The sequence below is a fragment of the Luteimonas lutimaris genome (assembly GCF_039537065.1).
In the GTDB taxonomy this organism is placed as follows: Bacteria; Pseudomonadota; Gammaproteobacteria; order Xanthomonadales; family Xanthomonadaceae; genus Luteimonas; species Luteimonas lutimaris.
On the sequence record NZ_BAAAZU010000006.1, the window covers coordinates 79,273 to 102,143 of the forward strand.

The window sequence follows — 22,871 nt, forward strand, 5'->3', positions numbered from 1 at the left end:
GTGGCCGCGGCCGCCCTAAAGCAGCGCCGGCTGCTCCTGCCGTGCCGGCGTGGCATGCGCGGCGATGAAGTCGCGCACCTGCGGGTAGACCTGCTCGCGCCAGCGGCGGCCGCTGAAGATGCCGTAGTGGCCGGCGCCCGGCACGGTGAGGTGCTGGCGGTCGGCGTCGGCGATGCCGGTGCACAGCTTGTGCGCGGCACGGGTCTGGCCTTCGCCGGAGATGTCGTCGAGTTCGCCCTCGATGGTCATCAGCGCAGTGTCGTGGATCGCCGCCGGCCGGACCCGCTCGCCGGCGACGTCCCACAGGCCGCGCGGCAGCAGGTGTTGCTGGAACGCGACGCGCACGGTGTCGAGGTAGTAGCGCGCGGGCATGTCGAGCACGGCGTTGTACTCGTCGTAGAAGCGGCGGTGCGCTTCGGCGTCTTCGAGGTCGCCCTTGAGCAGGTCCTGGTAGAAGTCCCAGTGCGACTGGAAGTGGCGCTCGGGGTTCATCGCCATGAAGCCCGCGTGCTGCAGGAAGCCCGGGTACACGAGGCGCCCGCTGCCGGGATAGTTGGCCGGCACGGTGTGGATGACGTTGTTCTCGAACCACCACAGCGGCTTCTGGGTGGCCAGGTTGTTGACCGCGGTGGGCGACTCGCGGGTGTCGATGGGCCCGCCCATCATCACCAGCGAGCGCGGCGTGGCCTCGCCGCGCGCGGCCATCAGCGACACCGCGGCCAGCACCGGCACCGTGGGCTGGCAGACGCTGACCACATGCAGGCGCCCGGCGCCGATCAGGCGGATGAAGTCCTCGATGTAGCCGACGTAGTCGTCGAGCGTGAACGTGCCCTGTTCCTTCGGCACCATGCGCGCGTCGATCCAGTCGGTGACGTAGACCTTGTGGTCGGGCAGCAGGGTGCGCACGGTGTCGCGCAGCAGGGTGGCGTGGTGGCCGGACAGCGGCGCGACCACCAGCACCGTGGGGTCGGACTTCATGTCCTTGATGTTGGCCACGTCGTCAGCGTAGCGCTTGAAGCGCAGCAGCCTGCAGAACGGCTTTTCGGCGACGACCTTCTCGACCACCGGCACGTCGTGGCCGGAGACCTTGACCGCGTGGATGCCGAATTCCGGCTTCTCGTAGTCCTTGCCGATTCGGTACAGCAGCTCGTTGCCCGCCGCCAGGCGCGCGGCGCCGGGGACCGCGGACAGCCAGCTGTCGCGCGCGGAGAACATGCGGGCGTTGGCCTCGGCCCAGTAGGTGAGCGGCGCCATCCAGGCGCGGCCGAGTTCGTGCATCTGGTAGAGCAGCATTGGGAAGCCGGTAGCGGTGCTGCGGCGCAGCATAGCGGATGACGGGAAGGGACCGTGAACGACCCTCGCGGAACCCCCGCAGGAGCGGCGGAAGCCGCGATCGCGGCAAGGTTGGACGGCGGGTCGCGGCTTCCGCCGCTCCTACGAAGCTTCCAGGGCCGTCGCGGCGGGGGCGATTGCCGGCGACAGCCAGCAGTGCGAGCCGAGCTGACGGAAGCCGGCGGCCTCGAAGCGGCGCCGGTAGAACGTCGCCGGCCGTTGCTTGAAGTCGTGCTCGTCGCCCTCGGCCTGGTCCTCGCGGCCGAAGGTCTCGAGGAAGGCGACCCCGCCGCACAGTTCGGCCAGGCCCGGCAGGCCACGGTCGAGTTCGCGCGCGGGCAGGTAGTGCAGCACGTCGCTGCACACCAGCAGGTCGACCGGCGGGCACGGACGCAGCTGCTCGAAGTCGGCGAAGCGCGCGAAGTGCAGGTTGCGGCTGCGGCCGTAACGCGTGATCGCGTACTCGCTGCTGTCGAAGCCGAGGTACTGCAGCTTCGGCCGCAGCTTCAGCAGCGGCGCGCGCCACGCGCCCTCGCCGCAGCCGACGTCGAGCACGCTGCGCAGCGGGCGCTCGAGGTGGTATTCGGCGGTGGCCACGGCCAGCGCCACCTTGCGCGCCAGGCGTTGCCTGCCGCCGATGTCGCCGTGGCGGTACCAGCGGTCGAAGTATTCGCGGTCGTATCGCTTCTCCATGCGCGGCACGATACCCGCCCATGCCACGTACACCAACGATTGCGACGTGGGACTCAGTTGCGTTCGGCGGCGAACACGGGCCGCAGCAGCACCGCGAACACGATCATGGCGACCGCCGCGAATGCCGTGGGGATTGCGGCGGCGGTCCAGCCCGAGGCCTGGACCACGCTGCCATACAGGGCCGGGCCCGCCACCTGTCCCAGGTAGCTGCCCTGCATGAGCAGCCCCATGGCGATCGCGAGCAGTCGAGGGTCGGCCACGATGCCGGCCACCCCGCCGATCGCGGCAGCGGGGATGAGGCCGCCGGCGGCATAGAACAGCAGGCAGAGCGCCAGCAGCAAGGGCAGGGGCAGCGAAGACGCCAGCACCAGCGATGCGCAGGCGCCGGTTGCCGCGCTTGCCGCGGCGACCAGCATCCAGCGCGGCACGCCGCGCGAGAGCAGTGGCGTGCTGGCGAGGTTGCCGATGACGTTGCAACCGATCGCCAGTGCGACCAGCAGGCCGGCCGCGGCCGGGGCCAGATGCATGCGTTCGCCCAGCAGCGTCGGCAGGAAGCTCGACAGCGCATAGAACTGGAGCGCGTACATCGCGAACGCCAGGGCCAGCAGCAGTGGTCCCCGCGAGCGCGCAACCGACAGTGCATCGCGGGCAATTGCGCGCCAGCGGGCCGCGGTCGCGGATCGCGTTCCGCCCGGCACGCAACGGAACACCGCCGCCGCCGCTCCCAGGCACAACACGGCATTGGCGGCCCAGAACCCGCGCCAGTTCGGGAACACGGGGCCGATCGCCAGCGCGATCGCCATTCCCGCCGGCAGGTAGCAGCTCAGCGCGGAGAACACGAGGTTGCGGTGGCGGGCCAGCACGAGCCGCTGCACCACGCTTGCGGCGGAAACGGCGAACAGTAGGAAGCCGGCGCCTTCGAGCACGCGCGTGGCCAGCAGCCCCGACGCGCTTCCGGCAAGCGCGCCCAGCCCGCTGCCCGCGGCCATCGCCGCCAGGCCCGCAAGTTGCAGCCTGCGGTCGCCGAAACGCGACACCAGGGCGCCGGCCGGCACGCTGGCGAGCACGCCCAGTATCCCGAATACCGCGATCAGCCAGCCGCCGGCCCGCAGGTCGAGGGCGAGGTCGGCACGGATTTCACCGAGCACCGGTGCGACCTTGCCGATCTGCAGTGCGGCCACGAGGCCGGCGGTGAGCACCGCGACGATGCCGGGCCAGTGCGTCGCGGCACCGGTCGCTGCGTGCGGGTGCACGGCCGGACCCGAGGCGGTGGGTGCCGTGGAAGGCGCCATCGTGCATCTCCATGACCGAAGTTGCCCGGCATGGTGGAACCTCGACATTGCTTGAGGTCAACCTGGCCGACCTGCAACGCTGCATTCCAGGGCAATCGTGCGTGCCGTCGCGCGCAGGGATCTGCTACGGCGTCCCGATCAGCAGCGAAGTCATCGCCATCGAGCCGCGCACGTCGTCGTTGAAGAAGGCGACGACGTCTCCCTCGCGGGCGTTCGCCAGCGCATACAGCAGCGGGATGTAGTGTTCGGGCGTGGGGACCGCCAGCGCTGCATCCGGCAGCGACGGCCAGTCGGCGACGGCGGCGTGGCGGCCGGCACGGATGTGGTCGGTGACGAGGTCGCGGAAGCGGACCGCCCACGGCTCGCCGACCGTGGCGTGGTAGTCGAACAGGCGCAGGTTGTGGACGATGTTGCCGCTGCCCACGACCAGCACGCCCTCGTCGCGCAGCGGCGCCAGCCGGCGGGCCAGCGCGTAGTGCCAGTCTCCGGGGCGCCGGGTATCGATGCCCAACTGGACGATGGGGATGTCGGCATCGGGATACATCGGCAGCAGCACGCTCCAGGCGCCGTGGTCGAGCCCGCGCCGGGGATCGATGCGCGCGCCGGCGTCCTCGCCGAGCAGTTCCGCCGCGCGCCCGGCCAGGGCGTGGTCGCCGGGCGCGCGGTACTGCACGTCGAACAGCGCCTGCGGGAAGCCGTAGAAGTCGTGGATCGTCTCCGGCTTGCCGTTGCCGGTGAGCTTGGGGCCGGCGGTTTCCCAGTGCGCGGAGATGCACAGGATCGCGCGCGGGCGGCGCAGCCTCTGGCCGAGCTCGCGCCAGGTGCGCGACCAGGGGTTGTCCTCGATCGCGTTCATCGGCGAACCGTGGCCGAGGAACACGACCGGCATCGGCAGGCTGGACATGGCGCGTGCTCCACGGTGGCGACCGTGCGATCCTACCGCGAGCCCGCGCAACGCCGCGCAACGGAGTCGCCAGCCGCATGCAAGCCTACCTGTGGACCAAGACCGCGCACATCGTGTTCGTGGTCGCGTGGATGGCGTCCGTGTTCTACCTGCCGAGGATCCTGGTCAACATCGGCGAGGTCGGCGACGCGCCGGCGGTGCGCGCGCGGCTGGTGCTGATGGGGCGGCGCCTGTACCGCTTCGGCCACATGATGTTCGGCTTTGCCGTGGTACTGGGCCTGGTGCTGTGGCTGCATTTCGGCATTGCCGGCGCGTGGCTGCACGCCAAGCTGGCGCTGGTCGTGCTGCTGCTGGCGCACTTCACCGTCGCCGGGCGCTGGCTGAAGGGCGTGGACAAGGGGCGCGCGCTGCCGTCGTCGAAGGCGTTGCGCTGGTTCAACGAGGCGCCGGTGCTGCTGCTGGTCGGCGTGGTGTACCTGGTGCTGGCGAAGCCGTTCTAGGGCACGTAGGGCAGCCTTGTGGGAGCAGCTTCAGCCGCGAGATTTTGGCAAGAGGGTCAGTCGTTTCAAAAGCTCGCGGCTGAAGCCGCTCCCACAAGATCGTGGTTGGCCGCCCTACTGCATGAACCAGCCGTGGCTCACGACCAGGCTCTGCCCGGTCAGCGCGTTGGTTTCGAACGCGGCGAGCGTCAGCGCGACGTTGGCCACGTCGTCGACGGTGGTGAACTCGCCGTCCACGGTGTCCTTGAGCATCACGTTCTTTACCACCTCGTCCTCGCTGATGCCCAGTTCCTTCGCCTGCTCCGGGATCTGCTTCTCCACCAGCGGCGTGCGTACGAAGCCGGGGCAGATCACGTTGGCGCGGATGCCGTGCTCGCCGCCCTCCTTGGCCACCGTGCGGCACAGGCCGAGCAGGCCGTGCTTGGCGGTGACGTAGGGCGCCTTGAGCTTCGAGGCCAGGTGCGAGTGCACCGAGCCCATGTAGATGACCGCGCCACCCTCGCCGCGGGCCAGCATGTCCTTCATGCATTCGCGGGTGGTGAGGAAGGCGCCGTCGAGGTGGATCGCCAGCATCTTCTTCCAGTCGGCGAACGCGAAGTCGGTGACGCGGTTGACGATCTGGATGCCGGCGTTGGAGACCAGCACGTCGACCTTGCCGTAGTGCGCGATGGCCTTCGCCACGCCATCGACGACCTGGCCCTCGTCGGTCACGTCCATCGCCACGGCCAGCGCGTCGCCGCCGCGTTCGCGGATCGCATGCGCGGCGGCCTCGGCTGCGTCGAGACGCAGGTCGGCGACCACCACCTTGCCGCCCTGCGCCGCGTAGACCTCGGCGATGCGCTTGCCCAGGCCGCTGGCTGCGCCGGTGACCAGGCAGACCTTGTTGTCGAGTCGGTTCATCGAGGGTTCCTTGCGGGAAACGGGGACATCATCGCCCGCGGCGGGCGGCTGCGGCATTGTCTGTTCGTCCGATGCCGGGCCGGGCTTACTTCCCCGGCACGAACGCGTCGATCGACGGCAGCTCCACCGGCACGCCGTCGGCGTTGCAGGTGCCGGCCGCGCACAGACGTTCGCGCAGCTTCGGCGTGGCCTGCACGATGACGTGGTAGATGACGTTCTGCTCCACCGAACCGCGCACCGCTTCGCTGCCCGGGCCCAGCGCCCAGATGCCGACGTCCTCGCCGCCGTGGCTCTCGCTGGACATCGGCACTGTGGACTCCTGCATGTAGTCGGGGTCGGCGGTGTCGACGTCGGTCAGGTCGGGGCGTCCGGTCGCCGGCTTGTAGCCCTTGCCCATGTGCGGGAAGCGCTTGCTGCCGGCCGGCTGTTCACTGCTGGCGCCGGTGTAGCCGGGGCCGTTGGCGTAGCCCAGCGTGGTGTAGGGCAGGCCCAGGCCGTCCTTCGCCAGTTCGCCGGGCTTGCCGTCGAATTCGCTCTTGCCGCGCACCTTGCCCAGGATCGGATTGCCGCGCACCGGGTAGCCGACGAAGTTGAGCGTGTGCGAGTGGTCGGCGGTGACCAGGATCAGCGTGTCGTCGGCCGAGGTCATGTCCATTGCCGCCTGCACCGCGCGCGACATCGCGATGGTTTCGTCCAGCGCGCGGAAGGCGTTGCCGTAGTGGTTGGCCATGTCGATGCGCGCGCCCTCGACCAGCAGCACATAGCCGTCCGGATCGCGGGACAGGGTGTGGATCGCGGCGCGGGTCATCTCCTCCAACGACGGCTGGCCCTGCGGCGAGGTGTCGCGGTCGTGGTCGAATTCCATGTGGCTGCGGTCGAACAGGCCGAACAGGCGCGGCGCGTCGGCGGCATCGCGCAGCTGCTGCGCATTCCACACGAACGCACCCTGTGGATGTGCCGCGCGCCACTCGGCGGTGAGGTCGCGTCCGTCGCCGCGGCTGCCGTGCTCGTCGGCGTCGACGGGATCGGCGGTGGTTTGCGGCATGAACTCCGCGCGTCCGCCGCCTAGCGCGACGATCGGTCCGCCGAACGGCGTCTCCACGAACTGCCGGGCGATGTCGCGGCAGCCCTGCTGCACGGCCTCGGCGGGCAGGTCGGTGTCGTTCTCCCAGCCGCGGGTGGGCACGTGTGCATAGGTCGCGGCGGGCGTGGCGTGGGTCAGGCGCGCGGTACTGACGACGCCGGTGGCCATGCCCGCGCTCTGCGCCAGTTCCAGCCAGGTCAGGTTGCGGTTGTCGAGGCTGCCGGCGCAGTCGTCGTTGCGCGAGGCCGGTCCAACCGAGATCGAGCCCATGAACGTCTTCACCCCGGTGGCGATCGCGCTCATGGTGCCGGCCGAATCGGGCGTCTGCGCGTCGGTGTTGTAGGTGCGGCTCAGCGCGGTGGCGGGAAAGGTTTCCCAGGCCAGCCGGTTGCCTTCGCCGGGACCGCCCTTGCGCTGGCCGTCGAGGATGCGCGCGGCGGCGACGGTGGTCAGGCTCATGCCGTCGCCGAGGAACACGATCACGTTCTTCGCTTTCCCGCCCATCGCGCCGTTGGCGGCCGCGCGCGCGGCGCCACTGCGGTACCACCAGCCTGCGGTTTCGCCCTGTGGGTGGGCCACTTCCGGCACGGCGATGGGTGCAACCCGTGTCGTCGTGCCGGCGGGCGCCGCGTCGCGGACGTTGGTGCTGCAGGCGGCGAGCAGGGTGGCGAGGCAGGCGATCGGCAGGCAGGCGGGGGGGGGCACGCGCATTCGTGGGCTCCAGGGCGGAAAGCGCGCATTATGCCGCGACGCTTCGAATGGAATGTTGCGTCGCGCCGATGGTGCCGGGGTGGAGCGCGCGTCGCGTTATCGTCGCCGGAATGGGCGTTGCATCGCGCGGCGCCGGCAAGCGGAGCAGGCGATGAAGGATGCCAGCGGATACGAACTGGTCGAACGCTTCCCCGGCGTCGACGACTACCGGCGCCTGCGGGTCGCGACTGGCCTGTCGGCGAAGTCGGTCGAAGCCGCCGCGCGCGGGCTCGGCAACACGCTGCATGGCGTCAGCGTGCTCGACGAAGGATGCGTGGTCGGCATGGGCCGCATCGTCGGCGACGGCGGCTGCTTCTTCCTGGTCGTGGACATCGCGGTCGACCCGGGATACCAGGGGCGCGGCCTGGGCAAGCGCATCATGGCCGCGCTCGACGCCTGGCTGCGCGCGAACGCACCGGCCTCCGCGCATGTGGCGCTGTTCGCCGACGGCGCCGCGAAGCACCTGTATGCGAAGTACGGATTCGTCGAGACCGGACCGGTTTCGGTAGGGATGTGCTACGTGGTGCGCGCCTAGGCGCGCGAGTAGCGCCACGATTGCATGCGCCCGTCGCGATACGGCATCACGCCGTGGAACGGGCGCGGGTCGTCGTCGAATACCAGCGGCAGGAATTCGCGGTCGCCCTCCCACATCGGCAGCTCGTGCAGGCGGTCGATGGCGACCCATTCCAGCGTGCCTTCCGGGTTGCGCTCCAGCGGCGTGCCGGTGAACGCGGTCACCACGAACACGAAGCCCAGCCAGTCCTCGCCGTGCTTGCCGAAGCCGGGCCAGCTGATCGTGCCGCGCAGCGACAGCGCGGTGCATTCGATGCCGGCTTCCTCGGCGATCTCGCGCTGCATGCCGGCAAGCACGTCCTCGTCCGGTTCGATCTTGCCGCCCAGGCCGTTGTACTTGCCCAGGTGATGGTCGTCGGCGCGGGTGTTGCGGTGGAGCATCAGCACCTGGCGGCCGTCGGGCGAGAGCACGTAGCCCAGGGTGGCGACGATCGGCGTGTACGGCATCAGCGCGCGTCCTGCTGCTCGGCGAGTTGCGCATCGAGGGCGCGCTCGGACGCGTCGGCGTACTCGCGGCAGGTCAGCGGCGTGCCGTCGTCTTCATGCCTGCCGGCGCCGACGTGCGGGACCAGCAGCAGGTCGCAGGGCAGGGCGCGGACGACGTCGAAGCTGCGGCGGTAGTCGTCGACCAGGTGCGGGATGCGGGGGTTGCCTGCGAGCCGGTATCCGGGCGCGCTCAGGCTGTCGGCGTAGGCGACGTGCAGCGGCTGGCCGTCGCGGGTGTCGGTCCACGTCCACGCCATGCTGCCGGGCGTGTGGCCGGGCATGAAGTGGACGGTGAAGCGCATTCCGCCCAGTTCGACGACTTCGCCGTCGTGGACGATGCGGTCGGCGTGCACCGGCGGGTAGAGGATCTCGTCGCCGAAGTGGATGTCGTTGCTGCCGCCGGCGGCGAGCAGCAGCGCGGACTCGGCATTGCTCACCAGCGTGGCGCCGGTGGCGCGCCGGACGGCGGCCAGCGGGCCGGCGTGGTCGCCGTGGGCGTGGCTGTGCAGGATCAGTTTCAGGTCGCCGGGCTGCACGCCGAGTTCGCGCATGTGCGCGAGCAGCATGTCGGCCGTCTGCGGCATGCCGCCGTCGATCAGCACCGCGCCGTCGCCGGTCTTCACCAGCAGCGCGTTGATGCCCTGCGTGCCGATGCGCCAGGTGTGATCGGCGACCTGTTGCGGTGCAACAGGCTGCAGCCAGCTCTCGTCGGTCGTGTAGGCCTTGAGCTGGGGCAGGACGGGTTCGGCGGCCGTCGCGGCGGTGGCGAGCAGCAGCGAGCAGGCGAGGGCAGGCAGGCGCAGTGCGGTCATGGAAGCAGAGAGTGGGGTGGGTGCGACAGTGTCGGCGAACGGCGCCCGCGTCGCCAGAGCGGAGCGGCGCGGCATGACTTCTGGCCCGTCTGGCGCCGCGCCGGCGGCGCTACCGTGGCGGCTTCGAACGGGGAAAAGGAGACGGCCATGCGCGCGCGACACCTGTTGCTGCTCGCCGGACTTCTGCTGGCATCGGCCGCGCAGGCCGCCGGCACGGATGCGTGGGAGCTGCCCATCGCGACCAAGACGCTCGACAACGGCCTGACCGTGGTCGTGTCCGAGGACCACAGTGCGCCGGTGGTCGGCGTGAGCGTGGTCTACCACGTCGGCATGCGGCTGGAGCCGCGCGACCGCACCGGCTTCGCGCACCTGTTCGAGCACCTGATGTTCGAGGGCACGCCGAACGCGAAGGAAGGCGTGTTCGACCGCGTGATCAGCGGTGGTGGCGGCCGCAACAACGGCTCCACGCGGCCGGACTTCACCAACTACATCGAAACCGCGCCGGTGTCCGCGCTGGAGCCGATCCTGTGGCTCGAGGCCGACCGCATGAAGACCCTGGACTTCAATCCCGTCACGCTGAAGAACCAGCAGGACGTGGTGAAGGAGGAGATCCGCGTCAACGTGAAGAACCAGCCCTACGGCGGCTTCATGTGGATCGACATCGGCCAGCAGGCCTTCCAGAAGTGGGAGAATAATCACGACGGCTACGGCAGCTTCGAGGACCTGGAAACCGCCAGCCTCGAGGACGTGGCCGCGTTCCACCGCGACTACTACGGCCCCAACAACGCGGTGCTGGGCATCGCCGGCGACGTCACGCCGGAGCAGGCGTTCGCGATGGCCGAGAAGTATTTCGGCGGCATCCCCGCGCGCAAGACCCCGGCCGCGCCGGACTACCGCGAGGGCCTGAACACCGAAGAGAAGCGCGTGCAGCAGTCCGACGCGCTGGCGCAGGTGCCGGCGATCGCCGCGGCCTGGAAGATGCCCGAGCGCGGCAGCCAGGACCAGGCGCCAATGGCGGTGCTGGGCGCGCTGCTCGCCAACGGCGACGCCTCGCGCCTGTACCAGGGCCTGGTCAAGGGTCGCGAGCTGGCGCTCAACGTCGAGTCGCTGTACGGCCTGACCAGCGAATGGGAGTACGACGGCCCGACCCTGTTCACCGTGTTCGCGCTGTACAAGCCGACCACCGACGCCGATGCCGTGCTCGCCGCGATCGACGAGGAGATCGCCCGCATCGAGCGCGAGGGCGTCGACGATGCCACCCTGGCGCGGGTCAAGACCGCGATGCTGGCCGACTGGTACGACGGGCTGGAGATGTTCCTCTCCCGCGCCGACACGCTGGCCAAGCTGCAGACGATCTGGGGCGATGCCAACGTCGCCAACCAGATCCCCGGCTGGATCGAAGGCGTGACCAGCGACGACATCAGGCGCGTCGCCGCGACCTACCTGACCGATGCCAACCGCACCGTCATCGACCGAAAGCCGGCCGCCATGCTGCAGCAGCAGCCCGCCGCGCCCGCGGCGAAGAACTGAGGAGCACGGACATGAACCTCATGCACAAGACCCTGCTCGCCGCTGCCGTCTGCGCGCTGCTGCCCGCCGCCGCGCTGGCCAGGGACGTGGTGATGCCGAAGGACCTGCCGGCCTACGGTGCCGACAAGCCGCTGCCGGTGCCGGAGATCGACAAGAAGACGCTGGCCAACGGCCTGGAGGTGTGGGTGCTGCCGCGCGACGGCGTACCGCGCGTGGACTACGTGCTGGCCGTGCGCGGCGCGGGCTACGCCGCCGACGATGCGCCGGGCTTCGCCTCGCTGCTCGCCGGCCTGCTCGCCGAAGGCAGCGACCGCCACGACTCGAAGCAGATCGCCGAAACCGCGCAGGGCTACGGCGGCGGTATCGGCGCCAGCGCCAGCAGCGACGGCATCACGGTCTACGGCAACGCGCTGGCCTCGAACGCCGGCGGCATGCTGCAGCTGCTGGCCGAGGTGGCGCGCTCGCCGACGTTCCCCGACAGCGAGGTCAAGCTGGCGCAGGCCAATGCGCTGCAGGGCCTGATGGCCGCCGAGGCGCAGCCGGGCTTCAAGGCCGAGCGCGCGCTGGCGCAGGCGGTCTATGGCGACCATCCCTACGGCCATACCCAGCCGACCGAGGAGGCGATCAAGTCGGTCACGCCGCAGCAGTTCCGCGACGCCCACGCCCGCCGCTTCCGCCCCGACCACGCGCTGCTGGTGGTGGCCGGGCGGATCGAGCCGGCGAAGGCGTTCGAACTGGCGCAGGCCGCGTTCGGCGACTGGCAGAACCGCGGCGAGCCGGTGCCCGACACCCCGGAGGCCCCGGCCACGGCGACGCCGAAGTTCGTGCTGGTGCAGCGCGACGGCAGCGTGCAGTCCGCGGTGCGGCTGGGCCGGCCGGCGGTCGCCGCCACCAGCCCGGACGCCATCCCGCTGCAACTGGCGAACGCCGTGGTGGGCGGCGGCTTCAGCAGCCGCCTGATGCAGAACCTGCGCGAGGAAAAGGGCTACACCTACGGCGCGCGTTCGAGCGTGAGCACGCTGCGCGAAGGCGGCCGGATCACTGCCAGCGCCGACGTGCGCAACGAGGTCACCGGCGCGTCGCTGAAGGAATTCGTCGCCGAGTACGCGCGCCTGGGCAGCGAGCCGGTGCCGGCGCGCGAACTCGACGACACCAAGCGCTACGTCGCCGGCGGTTACCTGATCAGCAACCAGATGCAGGCCGCCGTGGCCTCGATGCTGGCCGGCAACTGGCTGGTCGGCCTGCCGCCGGAGTACCTGGGCGAATACGTGCCGAAGATCCGTGCGGTCGACGCCGCCCAGGTGCAGGCGATGGCGAAGAAGTACTACGACCCGGAGGACCAGTCGATCGTGGTCGTCGGCGACGCCGCCGAAGTCGGCGAACAGCTCGAGCCCTACGGGAAGTTCGAGGTGCGGGAGAAGTAGCCCCGCTTCAAAAGCCCTCCCCTGCAAGGGGGGGAAGCGGGCGCGCTTGCGAGCCACTGGCTCGCGCGCCCGCTGAACACCACGCGCGCTGCGCGTGGCCGGACGGGTTGGGTGGGATGGGTTTTCCCACCCGCCGCCGCAAGCAATGGTCCGCCGCAGAAGCCGGCAAGAACACCGACAAGACAATCGTGCGCGCGCGACGAGGCCCGGCCGTGCTCCCGCGAATGCAGCCCACCGCCCCCACCAACATGCACAATGCTCCCAAAAAGGGACATCGCATGAGCGGACAGCAGCGCGAACTCGAATTCCGGTTCCTCGCCGAACCCACCGACGTCAACTACGGCGGCAAGGTGCACGGCGGGGTGGTGATGAAGTGGATCGACCAGGCCGGCTACGCCGCCGCGCTCGGCTGGAGCGGCCGCTACAGCGTCACCGTGGCGGTGGGCGGCATCCGCTTCGTCGCGCCGGTGCGGATCGGCGACCTGGTGACCGTCTCGGCCAAGCTGGTCCATACCGGCACCACGTCGATGCATTTCTCCGTCGACGTGCATGCGCGCGACCCGATGGGCGGCGGCGAGCGGCTGTGCACGCACTGCGTGATCGTGTTCGTGGCCATGGACGAGGCCGAGGGCGCGCCGGTGCCGGTGCCGTCGTGGGTACCGCAGAGCGACGACGACCGCCGGCTGTCCGAGTACGCGACCCAGGTGATGGCGCTGAGCAAGGGGATCGAGCAGACCGTGGCGCGCTACCGCGACCCCGCCTGAGCCGGGCGACGGGGCCGGGATACGAGAAAGGCCGCTTGCGCGGCCTTTTATTCGTCCCGGTGGCGGCGATCAGCTGCCGGTGACGCGCCGGGCCTGCATGAACTTGTGGCTCCAGTAGCCCTCGGACAGGCTGGACACCATCACGTCCTTGCCGGTGCGCGGGGCGTGCACGAAGCGGCCGTTGCCCAGGTAGATACCGACGTGGTCGACGCGCTTGCCGCGGCGGCTGAAGAACACCAGGTCGCCGGCGCTGAGCGCGTTGCGGTCGACCTTCTCGCCGCTGTTGGCCATCTGGCGCGAGACGCGCGGCAGCTCGATGCCCAGCGCGCTGCGGAACACATAGCCGACCAGTCCGCTGCAGTCGAAGCCTTCGGTGGAGCTGCCGCCCCAGCGATACGGGGTGCCGAGCAGGGCCAGCGCGCGCTTGAGCAGCGTCTGGACGCGGCCGTCGACATCCGCCGGCAGTTCCACCTGGCCGGTGGTGCCTGCATCGATCAGCTTGTTGACGTCGTTGGCGAACAGCATGTCGCGCTGCTCGGCGGCGCCGGTGGCCGGGCCGACGGCGCTCTCGCTGAGCGGGCTGCTGGTGTGCAGCTGGTCGGCCGAATCGGCCGCCAGGCCCGTGATCGCGAACGCCGGCGAAGCGGCGGCGAGCAGGACCAGGGAGAAGATGACGGAAGACGCCGCAAGCTTGCGGCGGCGGGCGGCGGGGCGGCCTTGTCGGGCTGGATCAGGTGTCGTCACGCGGCTTTCACGACTGTCAACAGCGCGTGATGGTGCCGGACCCATCCGCCGGGATTGTTAAATCATCGTTATTCATCGCTGAATGCGGGGCCGGCCGTTGCCCGGATTTCAGTGCAGGACCCGTTTGGCGCCGCTGTAATGATCACGCCAGTAGGGGCCGTCGAGGCGGTCCAGCCGGACGGTGCCGCCGCTGCTCGGGGCGTGCACGAAGCGCCCCTCGCCGACATAGATGCCGACGTGGCTGACGTGGCCGCCGCTGCCGAAGAACACCAGGTCGGCCGTGGTGAGCCGTTCCGGTGCGATGCGCGGCCCCTGCCAGGCGGCGAGGTCGCGGGAAGTGCGCGGCAGCTTCAGGTCGAGCATGTCGCTGTAGACATAGTTGACCAGGCCGCTGCAGTCGAAACCGCCGTCGGGCGTGTTGCCGCCGTAGCGGTAGGGCGTGCCGACCAGGCTGATGGCGCGCATCAGCACGGCATTGGCGGCGGCGGGATTGGCCGGCTCGTTGTTCGGCCAGACGCGCGGCGCGACCACCGATGCCTGCGGCCGCGATGGCCGGGCCGGTTCGTGGCCGCAGCCCGACAGCAGCCCGGCGAGCAGCGCCAGTGCGGCGGCCGGGAGGCGCCAGGTTGGCGCGGCGGCGGGCGAGCCGGGATAATGCGCAGCTTCCATCACGGCTGCATCTTGGCCGAATCCCCGCAAGGCTGACAAGCGACCGCCCGTCGCGCGTCCGCTCGCCTGCCCGCAACGAGAGCCCCATGAGCACCGAAGCCCTGAAGATCGAGAAAGACCGCGTCGTCCGCTTCCACTACACCGTGTCCGAGCAGGGCCAGGAACCGCTGGAGACCTCGAAGGAGCGCGACCCGCTGGCGATCCTCGCCGGCCACGGCAACATCATCCCGGGCCTGGACAAGGCGCTCGAAGGCCACGTCGCCGGCGACAGCTTCGGAGTGGACGTGGCCGCGGCAGACGCCTACGGCGAGCGCCGCGACGGCCTGACCCAGCGCGTGCCCAAGAAGCACTTCAACGAGCAGAAGCTGGCGCCGGGCATGCAGGTGGTGCTCAACACCAACTTCGGCCCGCGCGCGGTGACCATCCAGAAGGTGGGCATGAGCGTGGTCGACGTCGACCTCAACCACCCGATGGCCGGCAAGGACCTGCACTTCGACATCGAAGTGGTCGACGTGCGCGAAGCCAGCAAGGAAGAGATCGAGCACGGCCACGTCCACGGCGACGGCGGCCACGAGCACTGATCGCGCGCACTGTTCGCACACCGGCCGCGGGCGCGCCCGGGGCCTTCGGTTTCCTGTTGCAGGGGCATAGACTTTCGCCATGAGCGAACGCGTTGATGTGCTGGTGGTCGGTGGCGGGGTGATCGGGCTGGCCAGCGCATTGGCGCTGCTGGAGGCCGGGCGCAGCGTATGCGTGCTGGAGGCCGGCACCGCCGGCTGCGGCAGTTCGCACGGCAACTGCGGGACCATCACCCCCAGCCACGCCGCGCCGCTGGCGGCGCCCGGGAAGGTCGCCAAGGCCCTGCACTGGATGCTGACGCCGGACGCGCCGTTCTACGTCAAGCCGAGCTTCGATCCTGCGCTGTGGCAGTGGCTGCTGCGCTTCGCCTCGCGCTGCAACGTGCGCGACTGGCGCGCGGCGATGGCGGTGCGCGCGCAAATCCTGCTCGAATCGCGCGCGCAGTTGCCGCAGTGGGTCGAGCGTTATGGCCTGCAGTGCGAATACGCCGAGCAGGGCGTGGACTACGTGTTCCGCACCCGGCGCGAACTCGACCACATCGCCGCCGAACTGCCGCCGCTGGCGGAAGTGGGCGTGGCGGGCGAGGTCATCGACGGCGCCACCTACCTGCGCAACGAACCGGCCCTGCGCGAAGGCGTGGTCGGGGCGGTGCGCTTCCCCGGCGACGCGCGCCTGCGCCCGGACCGCTACGTGGCCGAACTTGCGCGCGTGGTGCGCGAGGCCGGCGGCCGGATCGAGGAGCAATGCGAGGTACGGGGCCTGCAGGAAGACGGCGACGGCGTGCGCGCGGCGACGTCGCGCGGCGAATACCTGGGCCGCGACGTGGTGGTCGCCACCGGCGCGTGGTCGCCGCTGCTGGCCAAAAGTGCGGGGCTGTCGAAGCTGCCGATCCAGCCCGGCAAGGGCTACTCGATCACCTACGACCGCCCGGCACTGGCGCCGAAGCAGCCGGTGGTGCTGTACGAGCGCAGCGTCTGCGTTACCACCTGGGACAGCGGCTTCCGGCTCGGCAGCACGATGGAATTCTCCGGTTACGACACCTCGCTCAACCGGCGCCGGCTCGACGCGCTGGAGCGCGGCGCGGCCGAGTACCTGCACGAACCGGTGGGGCCGGTGAAGCGCGAGGAGTGGTTCGGCTGGCGCCCGATCTGCGTCGACGACCTCCCGGTCATCGGCCGCGCGCCGGACCGCCACCACACCTGGCTGGCCACCGGCCATGGCATGCTCGGTGTCAGCATGAGCGTCGCCACCGCACAACTGGTCGCCGATTTGGTCTGCGCGCGCAAGCCGCGGATCGACCCCGCGCCCTATTCGCCGCAGCGGTTCGCCTAGGCATGGCGGGCGACGGACAGGAACTCGACTTCGACCTGGTCGTCATCGGTGGCGGCTCCGGCGGGCTGGCCGCGGCTTTCCGCGCCGCCGAACACGGTGCGCGCGTCGCCATGCTGGAACCCGGCGAACTCGGCGGCACCTGCGTCAACGCCGGCTGCGTGCCGAAAAAGGCGATGTGGCTGGCCGCGCGCATCGCCGGCGACATCGGGCTGGCCGCGCAGCTGGGCTTCGCTGCCGGCGCGCCGACGCTGGACTGGTGCGAATTCATCACCCACCGCCAGCGCTACATCGCCAACATCCACGCCAGCTACCGCCGCCGGCTCGATGCCGCAGGCATCGTCGCGGTTTCTTCGCGCGGCCGGCTGGTCGACGCGCACACGGTCGAATGCGTCGACGGCGTGCGCCTGCGCGCCGCGCACGTGGTGCTCGCCACCGGCGGGCGCCCGCGGCGGCCGTCGATCCCGGGCGCGGAGCTGGGCCTGGTGTCGGACGACTTCTTCCAATTCACGGCCGCGCCCGCGCGCGTGGCGATCATCGGCGGCGGCTACATCGGCGTCGAGCTGGCCGGCCTGCTGGGGATGCTCGGCAGCGAGGTCACCATGTTCGTGCGCGGTCCGCGCGTCCTGCACCATTTCGACGCCGAACTGGCCGGGCGGCTGCAGGAGAACTACCGGCAGTCCGGCATCGCGTTGCACCTGGATCGCGACGTGCGCGCGCTGTCGCGCGGACCGGGCGACAGCGTGTGCGTGGACGGCGACGGCGAAGGATTCGACGCGGTGCTCTTCGCCACCGGGCGCCGGCCCAACACCGACGGCCTGGGCCTGGAGGCGGCGGGCGTGGAGACCGACGCCGGCGGCCACGTCTGCATCGATGCCTGGCAGGACACCGGCGTCGAAGGCGTGCATGCCGTGGGCGACGTCACCGACCGCGTCGCACTGACGCCGGTCGCGATCGCCGCGGCGCGGCGGCTGGCAGACCGCCTGTTCGGCGGCGTGGCCGACGCGAAGCTCGACTACGAGGACATTCCCACCGTCGTGTTCTCGCATCCGCCGCTGGCGACCGTCGGCCTGACCGCCGACCGCGCCCGCGAACTGCACGGCAGCGACGCCGTGCACGAATACCGCGCCGACTTCCGCGACATGCTCCACGCCCTGGCCGACGTGCCGCAGCGCAGCCTGTTCAAGCTGGTCTGCGTGGGAGCCGAGCGCCGGGTGGCGGGCATCCACCTGCTGGGCGAAGGCGTCGACGAAATCCTGCAAGGCTTCGCGGTGGCGCTGAAGAAGGGCATTACCCTGGACGACCTGCGCGACACGGTGGCGATCCACCCCACCAGCGCCGAGGAAGTGGTGCTGATGCGGTAGGACCGTGGCGCGGTTAGGATTCGCCCATGGACATCTTCACCCTGCACCGCGGCACCGCACCGCTGCTGGTCAGCGTGCCGCACGAGGGCACCCGCATCCCGGCCGACATCGCCTCGCGGCTGAGCGAGTCCGCGCGCCGCGTGCCCGACACCGACTGGCACATCGCCAGGCTCTATGCCTTCGCGCGGGGGCTGGGCGCATCGATGATCGTGCCGACGCATTCGCGCTACGTGGTCGACCTCAACCGCTCCGAGGACGACGTCTCGCTGTATCCCGGCCAGAACACCACCGGCCTGTGCCCGGTCGTGCAGTTCACCGGCGAGCCGGTGTACCTCAAGGGCGGCGAGCCGGACGAGGCCGAAGTGCGCGCGCGCGTGGATCGTTACTGGCGGCCCTACCACGCGGCGTTGCGCGAAGAACTCGACCGCATCCGCGCCGAACACGGCCGCGCCGTGCTGTGGGAAGGCCACTCGATCCGCGGCGAACTGCCGTTCCTGTTCGAGGGTCGCCTGCCGGACCTCAACCTCGGCACAGCGGCCGGCGCGAGCTGCTCGCCGGCGCTGCAGGCGCGGCTGGAAGGCGTGTTGGCCGCACAGGACGACTATGGTTTCGTCGTCAACGGCCGTTTCAAGGGTGGCCACATCACCCGCCACTACGGCGACCCGGGCAATGGCATCGAGGCGGTGCAGCTGGAGACCAGCCAGCGGACCTACATGGACGAGGACAGCTACGTCTACGACAACGCCCGCGCCACGCGCGTGCAGGGGGTCATCCGGCAGTTGCTGGAGGCGACATTGCAGGCCGCTTGAGGTCCACGAAAGGCGGCGACTGTCACGACCGCCGCCGGGCGGCACCGCCGGTGCTCAGACTTCCAGCGTCGCCAGGTCGCCCTTCTCCTCCAGCCACGCCCTGCGGTCGCCCGACCGCTTCTTCGCCAGCAGCATGTCCATCAGCGAGCGCGTCTGCTCGGCGTCGTCGACGGTCAGCTGCACCAGGCGGCGGGTGTCGGGGTGGATGGTCGATTCGCGCAACTGCGAGGGGTTCATCTCGCCCAGGCCCTTGAAGCGGGTGACGCTGACCTGGCCCTTGATCTTCTCGCGCTCGACCTTTTCCAGCAGCAGGCGCTTTTCCTCCTCGTCCAGCGCGTAGAACACCTGCTTGCCCACGTCGACGCGGAACAGCGGCGGCATCGCCACGAACACGTGGCCGGCCGACACCAGCGTCGGGAAGTGCTTCAGGAACAGCGCCGAAAGCAGGGTGGCGATGTGCAGGCCGTCGGAGTCGGCGTCGGCGAGGATGATGATCTTGCCGTAGCGCAATCCCGAGATGTCGTCCTTGCCCGGGTCGCAGCCGATCGCCACGGCCAGATCGTGCACCTCGTTCGAGGCCAGCACGCCGCCGGAGGCCACTTCCCAGGTGTTGAGGATCTTGCCGCGCAGGGGAAGGATCGCCTGGAAGTCCTTGTCGCGCGCCTGGCGCGCGCTGCCGCCGGCCGAGTCGCCTTCCACCAGGAACAGCTCGGTGCGCGACAGGTCCTGGCTGATGCAGTCGGCCAGCTTGCCGGGCAGGGCCGGGCCCTGGGTGACCTTCTTGCGGGTGACCTGCTTTTCGGTCTTGAGCCGCGCGCTGGCGCGCTCGATCGCCAGCTGCGCGATCGCCTCGCCCATGCCGACGTTCTGGTTCAGCCACAGGCTGAAGGCGTCGTGGGCGGCGTTCTCGACGAACCCGGCGGCCTGGCGCGAGGACAGCCGCTCCTTGGTCTGGCCGCTGAACTGCGGGTCGGTCATCTTGATGCTGAGCACGAAGGCGACGCGGTCCCACACGTCCTCCGGTGCCAGCTTCACGCCGCGCGGCAGCAGGTTGCGGAAGTCGCAGAACTCGCGCAGCGCATCGGTGAAGCCGGTGCGCAGGCCGTTGACGTGGGTGCCATGCTGGGCGGTGGGGATCAGGTTGACGTAGCTTTCCTGCACCAGCTCACCGTCGGGCACCCAGGCCACTGCCCATTCGGCGATCTCGGTTTCCTTCTTCAACTGGCCGACGAACAGCGACGGCGGCAGCAGTTCGCGGTCCACCAGCTCGCCGCGCAGGTAGTCGCTCAGGCCGTCCTCGTAGTGCCACTCGTTCTTCTCGCCGCTGGCCTCGTCGCGCAGGCGCACGGTCAGGCCGGGGCAGAGCACCGCCTTGGCGCGCAGCAGGTGGCGCAGGGCGCGCAGATTGAACTTGGCCGTGTCGAAATATTTCGGGTCCGGCCAGAAGCGCAGCCGGGTGCCGGTGTTGCGCTTGCCGACGCTGCCCACTTCCTCGAGCTTCGAGGCGCGGTCGCCGTCCGCGAACGACATCCTGTATTCGCTGCCGTCGCGCTTGATGTACACGTCCAGCCGCTTCGACAGCGCGTTGACCACGCTGACGCCGACGCCGTGCAGGCCGCCGCTGAAGGTGTAGTTCTTGTTGCTGAACTTGCCGCCAGCGTGCAGCCGGGTGAGGATCAGTTCGACGCCGGGGATCTTCTCCTCGGGATGGATGTCCACCGGCATGCCGCGGCCGTCGTCGGCCACCTCGCAGCTGCCGTCCGGATGCAGCACCACGTCGATCTCGCGCGCATGCCCGGCCAGGGCTTCGTCCACGGCGTTGTCGACGACTTCCTGCGCCAGATGGTTGGGGCGCGTGGTGTCGGTGTACATGCCGGGGCGGCGCTTGACCGGGTCCAGCCCCGACAGGACTTCGATGTCGGCGGCGTTGTAGCGTGCATTCATGCGTATTCGGCGCGTGGCGTAGGGGGGACGCAATAGCTTACCGGGGTGGAAGGGTTAAGACTTCGTTGTTCAGTGGCCGGCAGGGGTCGGCAGGCTAGTTTCCGAAGTTCGCTGTGGGGGGCGAATGACTGGTACCACCATCTATTCCAATGGAGAAACCCATGACGAAGTCCACGATCCTGATCGCCGCCATTGCCGCGGCCCTTGCCGCCCCGGCGGCTTTCGCACAGTCGCAGACCGACGCCGCGCAGGCCGAACAGGCCGCGCAGCAGGCGCAGGAATCGGCCCAGGCCGCCGAGGCAGCTGCCACCGCCGCTGAGGCGCAGGCCGAGGCCGCGGAGTCCCAGGCGACCACCGCCATGGATGCGAGCGACGCCGCGGCCGATGCTGCCGCAGTCGACGACTCCGCGCAGCAGGCGGACGAGCCGGAGGAAGAGGAAGAGGCGAACGACCAGTAATCACCGGTCGAATCCGCGCGCAGCGCCCCGGCTTTTGCCGGGGCGCTGTCGTTTGGGCGCCCGGTCCCGGCGCCCCCGGCCGCGGCGGGGCGCGCTTTGGAGCGGATTGCCGCATGCCGGCGGGGTGATTCCGGCCCGCTCCATTCACGCGGCCATGAACTACCGGTAAAATGCCGTTTTCCAGCGCCATGGCCGCCATGACCTCCACCGGTTCCACGCCTTCCCTCGTTTTCGTCACCGGCGGGGTGGTCTCGTCCCTCGGCAAGGGCATCGCCGCCGCCTCGCTGGCGGCCATCCTCGAGGCGCGCGGGCTGCGCGTGACGATGATGAAGCTGGACCCGTACATCAACGTCGACCCGGGCACGATGAGCCCGTTCCAGCACGGCGAGGTCTACGTCACCGACGACGGCGCCGAGACCGACCTGGACCTCGGCCACTACGAGCGCTTCGTCAACACGCGTCTGTCGGGCAAGAACTCGATCACCACCGGCAAGATCTACGAGAACGTGATCCGCAAGGAGCGCGCCGGCGACTACCTGGGCGCGACCGTGCAGGTGATCCCGCACATCACCGATGAGATCAAGCGCTGCATCGACACCGCGACCAACGGCTTCGACGTGGGGCTGGTGGAAATCGGCGGCACCGTCGGCGACATCGAATCGCTGCCGTTCCTGGAGGCGATCCGCCAGATCCGCACCGAGCGCGGGCAGGACAAGGCGCTGTTCATGCACCTGACCCTGGTGCCGTTCATCGCCGCCGCCGGCGAACTCAAGACCAAGCCCACCCAGCACTCGGTCAAGGAACTGCGCTCGATCGGCATCCAGCCCGACGTGCTGCTGTGCCGCAGCGAGCAGCCGCTGCCCGACAGCGAACGCCGCAAGATCGCCTCGTTCACCAACGTGTCCGAGAAGGCCGTGATCTCGGTCATGGACCTGGACAACATCCACAAGATCCCGATGTGGCTGCACGCGCAGGGGCTGGACCAGATCGTGGTCGAGCGCCTGGGCCTTTCCGATCGCGCGGCGCCGTCGGCCGACCTGTCCGAGTGGCTGGACGTGGTCGAGGCCGCCGAATACCCGATCGACGAGGTCACCATCGGCATCGTCGGCAAGTACGTCGACCACAAGGACGCCTACAAGTCGGTCGGCGAGGCGCTCAGGCACGGCGGCATCCGCCAGCGCACCCGCGTGGACCTGAAGTGGATCGAGTCGCAGGACATCGAGCGCGATGGCGCCGAGAAGGTGCTGGCCGGGCTCGACGGCCTGCTGGTGCCGGGCGGCTTCGGCGACCGTGGCTTCGAGGGCAAGGTACTCACCGCGCAGTACGCGCGTGAAAACGGCATCCCGTACTTCGGCATCTGCTACGGCATGCAGGCCGCGGTGGTGGATGTGGCCCGTCACCTGGCCGGGCTGGAAGACGCCAACAGCACCGAGAACGACAAGCGTACGCCGCATCCGGTAATCGGCCTGATCACCGAATGGCGCACCCAGTCCGGCGAGATCGAGCGCCGCAGCGAGGACAGCGACCTGGGCGGCACCATGCGCCTGGGCCTGCAGGAGCAGCGCCTGAAGCCGGGCAGCAAGGCGCGCGAAATCTACGGCAGGGACGTGGTCGCCGAGCGCCACCGCCACCGCTACGAGTTCAACAACCGCTACCGCACCCAGCTCGAGGAAGCGGGTCTTCTGATCAGCGCCAAGTCGATGGACGACCTGCTGGTGGAAATGGTCGAGCTGCCGGAGCATCCGTGGTTCATCGCCTGCCAGGCGCACCCGGAATTCCTGTCCACGCCGCGCCACGGGCATCCGCTGTTCATCGGCTTCGTGCGCGCCGCACGTGAGCACAAGGCCGGCGGGCGATTGCTCAAGGACGCGTCGGCATGAACATCCGTATCCCGTGCAGGAGCGGCTTCAGCCGCGGGCTCCTGATTCACA

At 70.0% G+C, this 22,871-nt stretch carries 22 protein-coding genes; 11 read left to right on the forward strand and 11 right to left on the reverse strand.

The genetic code is table 11. The annotated features are described in order from the left end of the window. Window positions 1–15: 15 nt before the first annotated feature. The 4 genes from ABD679_RS06830 to ygiD all read right to left on the reverse strand — a co-directional run bounded on the left by ABD679_RS06830 (window position 16) and on the right by ygiD (window position 4,221). The gene (locus ABD679_RS06830) at window positions 16–1,290 is read right to left on the reverse strand and encodes a polyhydroxyalkanoate depolymerase (RefSeq protein WP_344759546.1); all 1,275 of its coding nucleotides are present in this window, start codon (window positions 1,288–1,290) and stop codon (window positions 16–18) included. Window positions 1,291–1,434: 144 nt separating this feature from the next. After that, window positions 1,435–2,025: a class I SAM-dependent methyltransferase gene (locus ABD679_RS06835; RefSeq protein ID WP_344759221.1), complete on the reverse strand. Its 591-nt coding sequence runs from the start codon at window positions 2,023–2,025 to the stop codon at window positions 1,435–1,437. Between the two features lie 53 nt (window positions 2,026–2,078). After that, window positions 2,079–3,317: an MFS transporter gene (locus ABD679_RS06840; RefSeq protein WP_344759222.1), complete on the reverse strand. Its 1,239-nt coding sequence runs from the start codon at window positions 3,315–3,317 to the stop codon at window positions 2,079–2,081. A 124-nt stretch (window positions 3,318–3,441) separates the two neighbouring features. Continuing rightward, window positions 3,442–4,221: a 4,5-DOPA-extradiol-dioxygenase gene (ygiD, locus tag ABD679_RS06845; RefSeq protein WP_344759223.1), complete on the reverse strand. Its 780-nt coding sequence runs from the start codon at window positions 4,219–4,221 to the stop codon at window positions 3,442–3,444. A 77-nt stretch (window positions 4,222–4,298) separates the two neighbouring features. Here ygiD and ABD679_RS06850 point away from each other — a divergent pair, with 77 nt between their 5' ends. Further along, complete coding sequence (locus tag ABD679_RS06850) at window positions 4,299–4,721, forward strand: CopD family protein (RefSeq protein ID WP_344759224.1); 423 nt, start codon at window positions 4,299–4,301, stop codon at window positions 4,719–4,721. Window positions 4,722–4,835: 114 nt separating this feature from the next. On the opposite strand, the gene ABD679_RS06855 is transcribed toward ABD679_RS06850, so the two are convergent. After that, window positions 4,836–5,621: a 3-hydroxybutyrate dehydrogenase gene (locus ABD679_RS06855; RefSeq protein ID WP_344759225.1), complete on the reverse strand. Its 786-nt coding sequence runs from the start codon at window positions 5,619–5,621 to the stop codon at window positions 4,836–4,838. An 85-nt stretch (window positions 5,622–5,706) separates the two neighbouring features. Beyond that, window positions 5,707–7,416, reverse strand: coding sequence for an alkaline phosphatase (locus tag ABD679_RS06860; RefSeq protein ID WP_344759226.1), 1,710 nt, complete (start codon window positions 7,414–7,416; stop codon window positions 5,707–5,709). A 151-nt stretch (window positions 7,417–7,567) separates the two neighbouring features. Here ABD679_RS06860 and ABD679_RS06865 point away from each other — a divergent pair, with 151 nt between their 5' ends. Further along, window positions 7,568–7,990: a GNAT family N-acetyltransferase gene (locus ABD679_RS06865; RefSeq protein WP_344759227.1), complete on the forward strand. Its 423-nt coding sequence runs from the start codon at window positions 7,568–7,570 to the stop codon at window positions 7,988–7,990. Here ABD679_RS06865 and ABD679_RS06870 read toward each other — a convergent pair. Both ABD679_RS06870 and bla read right to left on the reverse strand, forming a co-directional pair. Then, on the reverse strand, window positions 7,987–8,475 hold the full coding sequence (locus ABD679_RS06870; RefSeq protein ID WP_344759228.1) for an NUDIX hydrolase: 489 nt from the start codon (window positions 8,473–8,475) through the stop codon (window positions 7,987–7,989). The two genes, ABD679_RS06865 and ABD679_RS06870, sit on opposite strands and share 4 nt — an antisense overlap. After that, entirely contained in the window at window positions 8,475–9,317 is an 843-nt protein-coding gene (gene bla, locus ABD679_RS06875; protein WP_425561869.1) for a subclass B3 metallo-beta-lactamase, read from the reverse strand. Before bla ends, ABD679_RS06870 begins: the two co-directional genes overlap by 1 nt. A gap of 156 nt (window positions 9,318–9,473) precedes the next feature. Here bla and ABD679_RS06880 point away from each other — a divergent pair, with 156 nt between their 5' ends. The 3 genes from ABD679_RS06880 (at window position 9,474) to ABD679_RS06890 (ending at window position 13,044) form a co-directional block, all read left to right on the forward strand. Further along, window positions 9,474–10,856 carry a M16 family metallopeptidase gene (locus ABD679_RS06880; RefSeq protein ID WP_344759230.1) on the forward strand — a complete coding sequence of 461 codons (1,383 nt, stop codon included), beginning with the start codon at window positions 9,474–9,476 and terminating at the stop codon, window positions 10,854–10,856. Between the two features lie 11 nt (window positions 10,857–10,867). Then, on the forward strand, window positions 10,868–12,280 hold the full coding sequence (locus ABD679_RS06885; protein ID WP_344759231.1) for a M16 family metallopeptidase: 1,413 nt from the start codon (window positions 10,868–10,870) through the stop codon (window positions 12,278–12,280). Window positions 12,281–12,558: 278 nt separating this feature from the next. Continuing rightward, the gene (locus tag ABD679_RS06890) at window positions 12,559–13,044 is read left to right on the forward strand and encodes an acyl-CoA thioesterase (protein ID WP_344759232.1); all 486 of its coding nucleotides are present in this window, start codon (window positions 12,559–12,561) and stop codon (window positions 13,042–13,044) included. Window positions 13,045–13,113: 69 nt separating this feature from the next. Here the strand turns inward: ABD679_RS06890 and ABD679_RS06895 are convergent, their stop codons facing one another. Then, window positions 13,114–13,833: a C40 family peptidase gene (locus ABD679_RS06895; RefSeq protein ID WP_425561858.1), complete on the reverse strand. Its 720-nt coding sequence runs from the start codon at window positions 13,831–13,833 to the stop codon at window positions 13,114–13,116. 63 nt (window positions 13,834–13,896) lie between these two features. After that, on the reverse strand, window positions 13,897–14,457 hold the full coding sequence (locus ABD679_RS06900; RefSeq protein WP_344759234.1) for a C40 family peptidase: 561 nt from the start codon (window positions 14,455–14,457) through the stop codon (window positions 13,897–13,899). A gap of 101 nt (window positions 14,458–14,558) precedes the next feature. Between ABD679_RS06900 and ABD679_RS06905 the strand changes: the two genes are divergently transcribed. From ABD679_RS06905 to hutG, 4 genes are all read left to right on the forward strand, one after another. Further along, on the forward strand, window positions 14,559–15,038 hold the full coding sequence (locus ABD679_RS06905) for an FKBP-type peptidyl-prolyl cis-trans isomerase (protein ID WP_344759547.1): 480 nt from the start codon (window positions 14,559–14,561) through the stop codon (window positions 15,036–15,038). A gap of 79 nt (window positions 15,039–15,117) precedes the next feature. After that, entirely contained in the window at window positions 15,118–16,368 is a 1,251-nt protein-coding gene (locus ABD679_RS06910) for an NAD(P)/FAD-dependent oxidoreductase (protein WP_344759235.1), read from the forward strand. A 2-nt stretch (window positions 16,369–16,370) separates the two neighbouring features. Beyond that, window positions 16,371–17,729, forward strand: coding sequence for a glutathione-disulfide reductase (gene gorA / locus ABD679_RS06915; protein ID WP_344759236.1), 1,359 nt, complete (start codon window positions 16,371–16,373; stop codon window positions 17,727–17,729). A 26-nt stretch (window positions 17,730–17,755) separates the two neighbouring features. Further along, window positions 17,756–18,538, forward strand: coding sequence for an N-formylglutamate deformylase (gene hutG / locus ABD679_RS06920; RefSeq protein ID WP_344759237.1), 783 nt, complete (start codon window positions 17,756–17,758; stop codon window positions 18,536–18,538). A gap of 54 nt (window positions 18,539–18,592) precedes the next feature. Here hutG and parE read toward each other — a convergent pair whose 3' ends face one another. Then, complete coding sequence (parE, locus tag ABD679_RS06925) at window positions 18,593–20,482, reverse strand: DNA topoisomerase IV subunit B (protein WP_344759238.1); 1,890 nt, start codon at window positions 20,480–20,482, stop codon at window positions 18,593–18,595. A 161-nt stretch (window positions 20,483–20,643) separates the two neighbouring features. Between parE and ABD679_RS06930 the strand changes: the two genes are divergently transcribed. Together ABD679_RS06930 and pyrG are read left to right on the forward strand one after the other, a co-directional pair. Next, on the forward strand, window positions 20,644–20,940 hold the full coding sequence (locus ABD679_RS06930; protein WP_344759239.1) for a hypothetical protein: 297 nt from the start codon (window positions 20,644–20,646) through the stop codon (window positions 20,938–20,940). Between the two features lie 197 nt (window positions 20,941–21,137). Then, window positions 21,138–22,820: a CTP synthase gene (gene pyrG / locus ABD679_RS06935; protein WP_344759548.1), complete on the forward strand. Its 1,683-nt coding sequence runs from the start codon at window positions 21,138–21,140 to the stop codon at window positions 22,818–22,820. Window positions 22,821–22,871 lie beyond the last annotated feature (51 nt).

Bases quoted from the DNA above. Each gene is read 5' to 3' on its own strand.
- ABD679_RS06835 (WP_344759221.1), bottom strand. From the start codon at position 2,025: ATGGAGAAGCGATACGACCGCGAATACTTCGACCGCTGGTACCGCCAC.
- ABD679_RS06840 (WP_344759222.1), bottom strand. From the start codon at position 3,317: ATGGCGCCTTCCACGGCACCCACCGCCTCGGGTCCGGCCGTGCACCCG.
- ygiD (WP_344759223.1), bottom strand. From the start codon at position 4,221: ATGTCCAGCCTGCCGATGCCGGTCGTGTTCCTCGGCCACGGTTCGCCG.
- ABD679_RS06850 (WP_344759224.1), top strand. From the start codon at position 4,299: ATGCAAGCCTACCTGTGGACCAAGACCGCGCACATCGTGTTCGTGGTC.
- ABD679_RS06855 (WP_344759225.1), bottom strand. From the start codon at position 5,621: ATGAACCGACTCGACAACAAGGTCTGCCTGGTCACCGGCGCAGCCAGC.
- ABD679_RS06860 (WP_344759226.1), bottom strand. From the start codon at position 7,416: ATGCGCGTGCCCCCCCCCGCCTGCCTGCCGATCGCCTGCCTCGCCACC.
- ABD679_RS06865 (WP_344759227.1), top strand. From the start codon at position 7,568: ATGAAGGATGCCAGCGGATACGAACTGGTCGAACGCTTCCCCGGCGTC.
- ABD679_RS06870 (WP_344759228.1), bottom strand. From the start codon at position 8,475: ATGCCGTACACGCCGATCGTCGCCACCCTGGGCTACGTGCTCTCGCCC.
- ABD679_RS06880 (WP_344759230.1), top strand. From the start codon at position 9,474: ATGCGCGCGCGACACCTGTTGCTGCTCGCCGGACTTCTGCTGGCATCG.
- ABD679_RS06885 (WP_344759231.1), top strand. From the start codon at position 10,868: ATGAACCTCATGCACAAGACCCTGCTCGCCGCTGCCGTCTGCGCGCTG.
- ABD679_RS06890 (WP_344759232.1), top strand. From the start codon at position 12,559: ATGAGCGGACAGCAGCGCGAACTCGAATTCCGGTTCCTCGCCGAACCC.
- ABD679_RS06895 (WP_425561858.1), bottom strand. From the start codon at position 13,833: ATGGGTCCGGCACCATCACGCGCTGTTGACAGTCGTGAAAGCCGCGTG.
- ABD679_RS06900 (WP_344759234.1), bottom strand. From the start codon at position 14,457: ATGGAAGCTGCGCATTATCCCGGCTCGCCCGCCGCCGCGCCAACCTGG.
- ABD679_RS06910 (WP_344759235.1), top strand. From the start codon at position 15,118: ATGAGCGAACGCGTTGATGTGCTGGTGGTCGGTGGCGGGGTGATCGGG.
- gorA (WP_344759236.1), top strand. From the start codon at position 16,371: ATGGCGGGCGACGGACAGGAACTCGACTTCGACCTGGTCGTCATCGGT.
- hutG (WP_344759237.1), top strand. From the start codon at position 17,756: ATGGACATCTTCACCCTGCACCGCGGCACCGCACCGCTGCTGGTCAGC.
- parE (WP_344759238.1), bottom strand. From the start codon at position 20,482: ATGAATGCACGCTACAACGCCGCCGACATCGAAGTCCTGTCGGGGCTG.
- ABD679_RS06930 (WP_344759239.1), top strand. From the start codon at position 20,644: ATGACGAAGTCCACGATCCTGATCGCCGCCATTGCCGCGGCCCTTGCC.
- pyrG (WP_344759548.1), top strand. From the start codon at position 21,138: ATGACCTCCACCGGTTCCACGCCTTCCCTCGTTTTCGTCACCGGCGGG.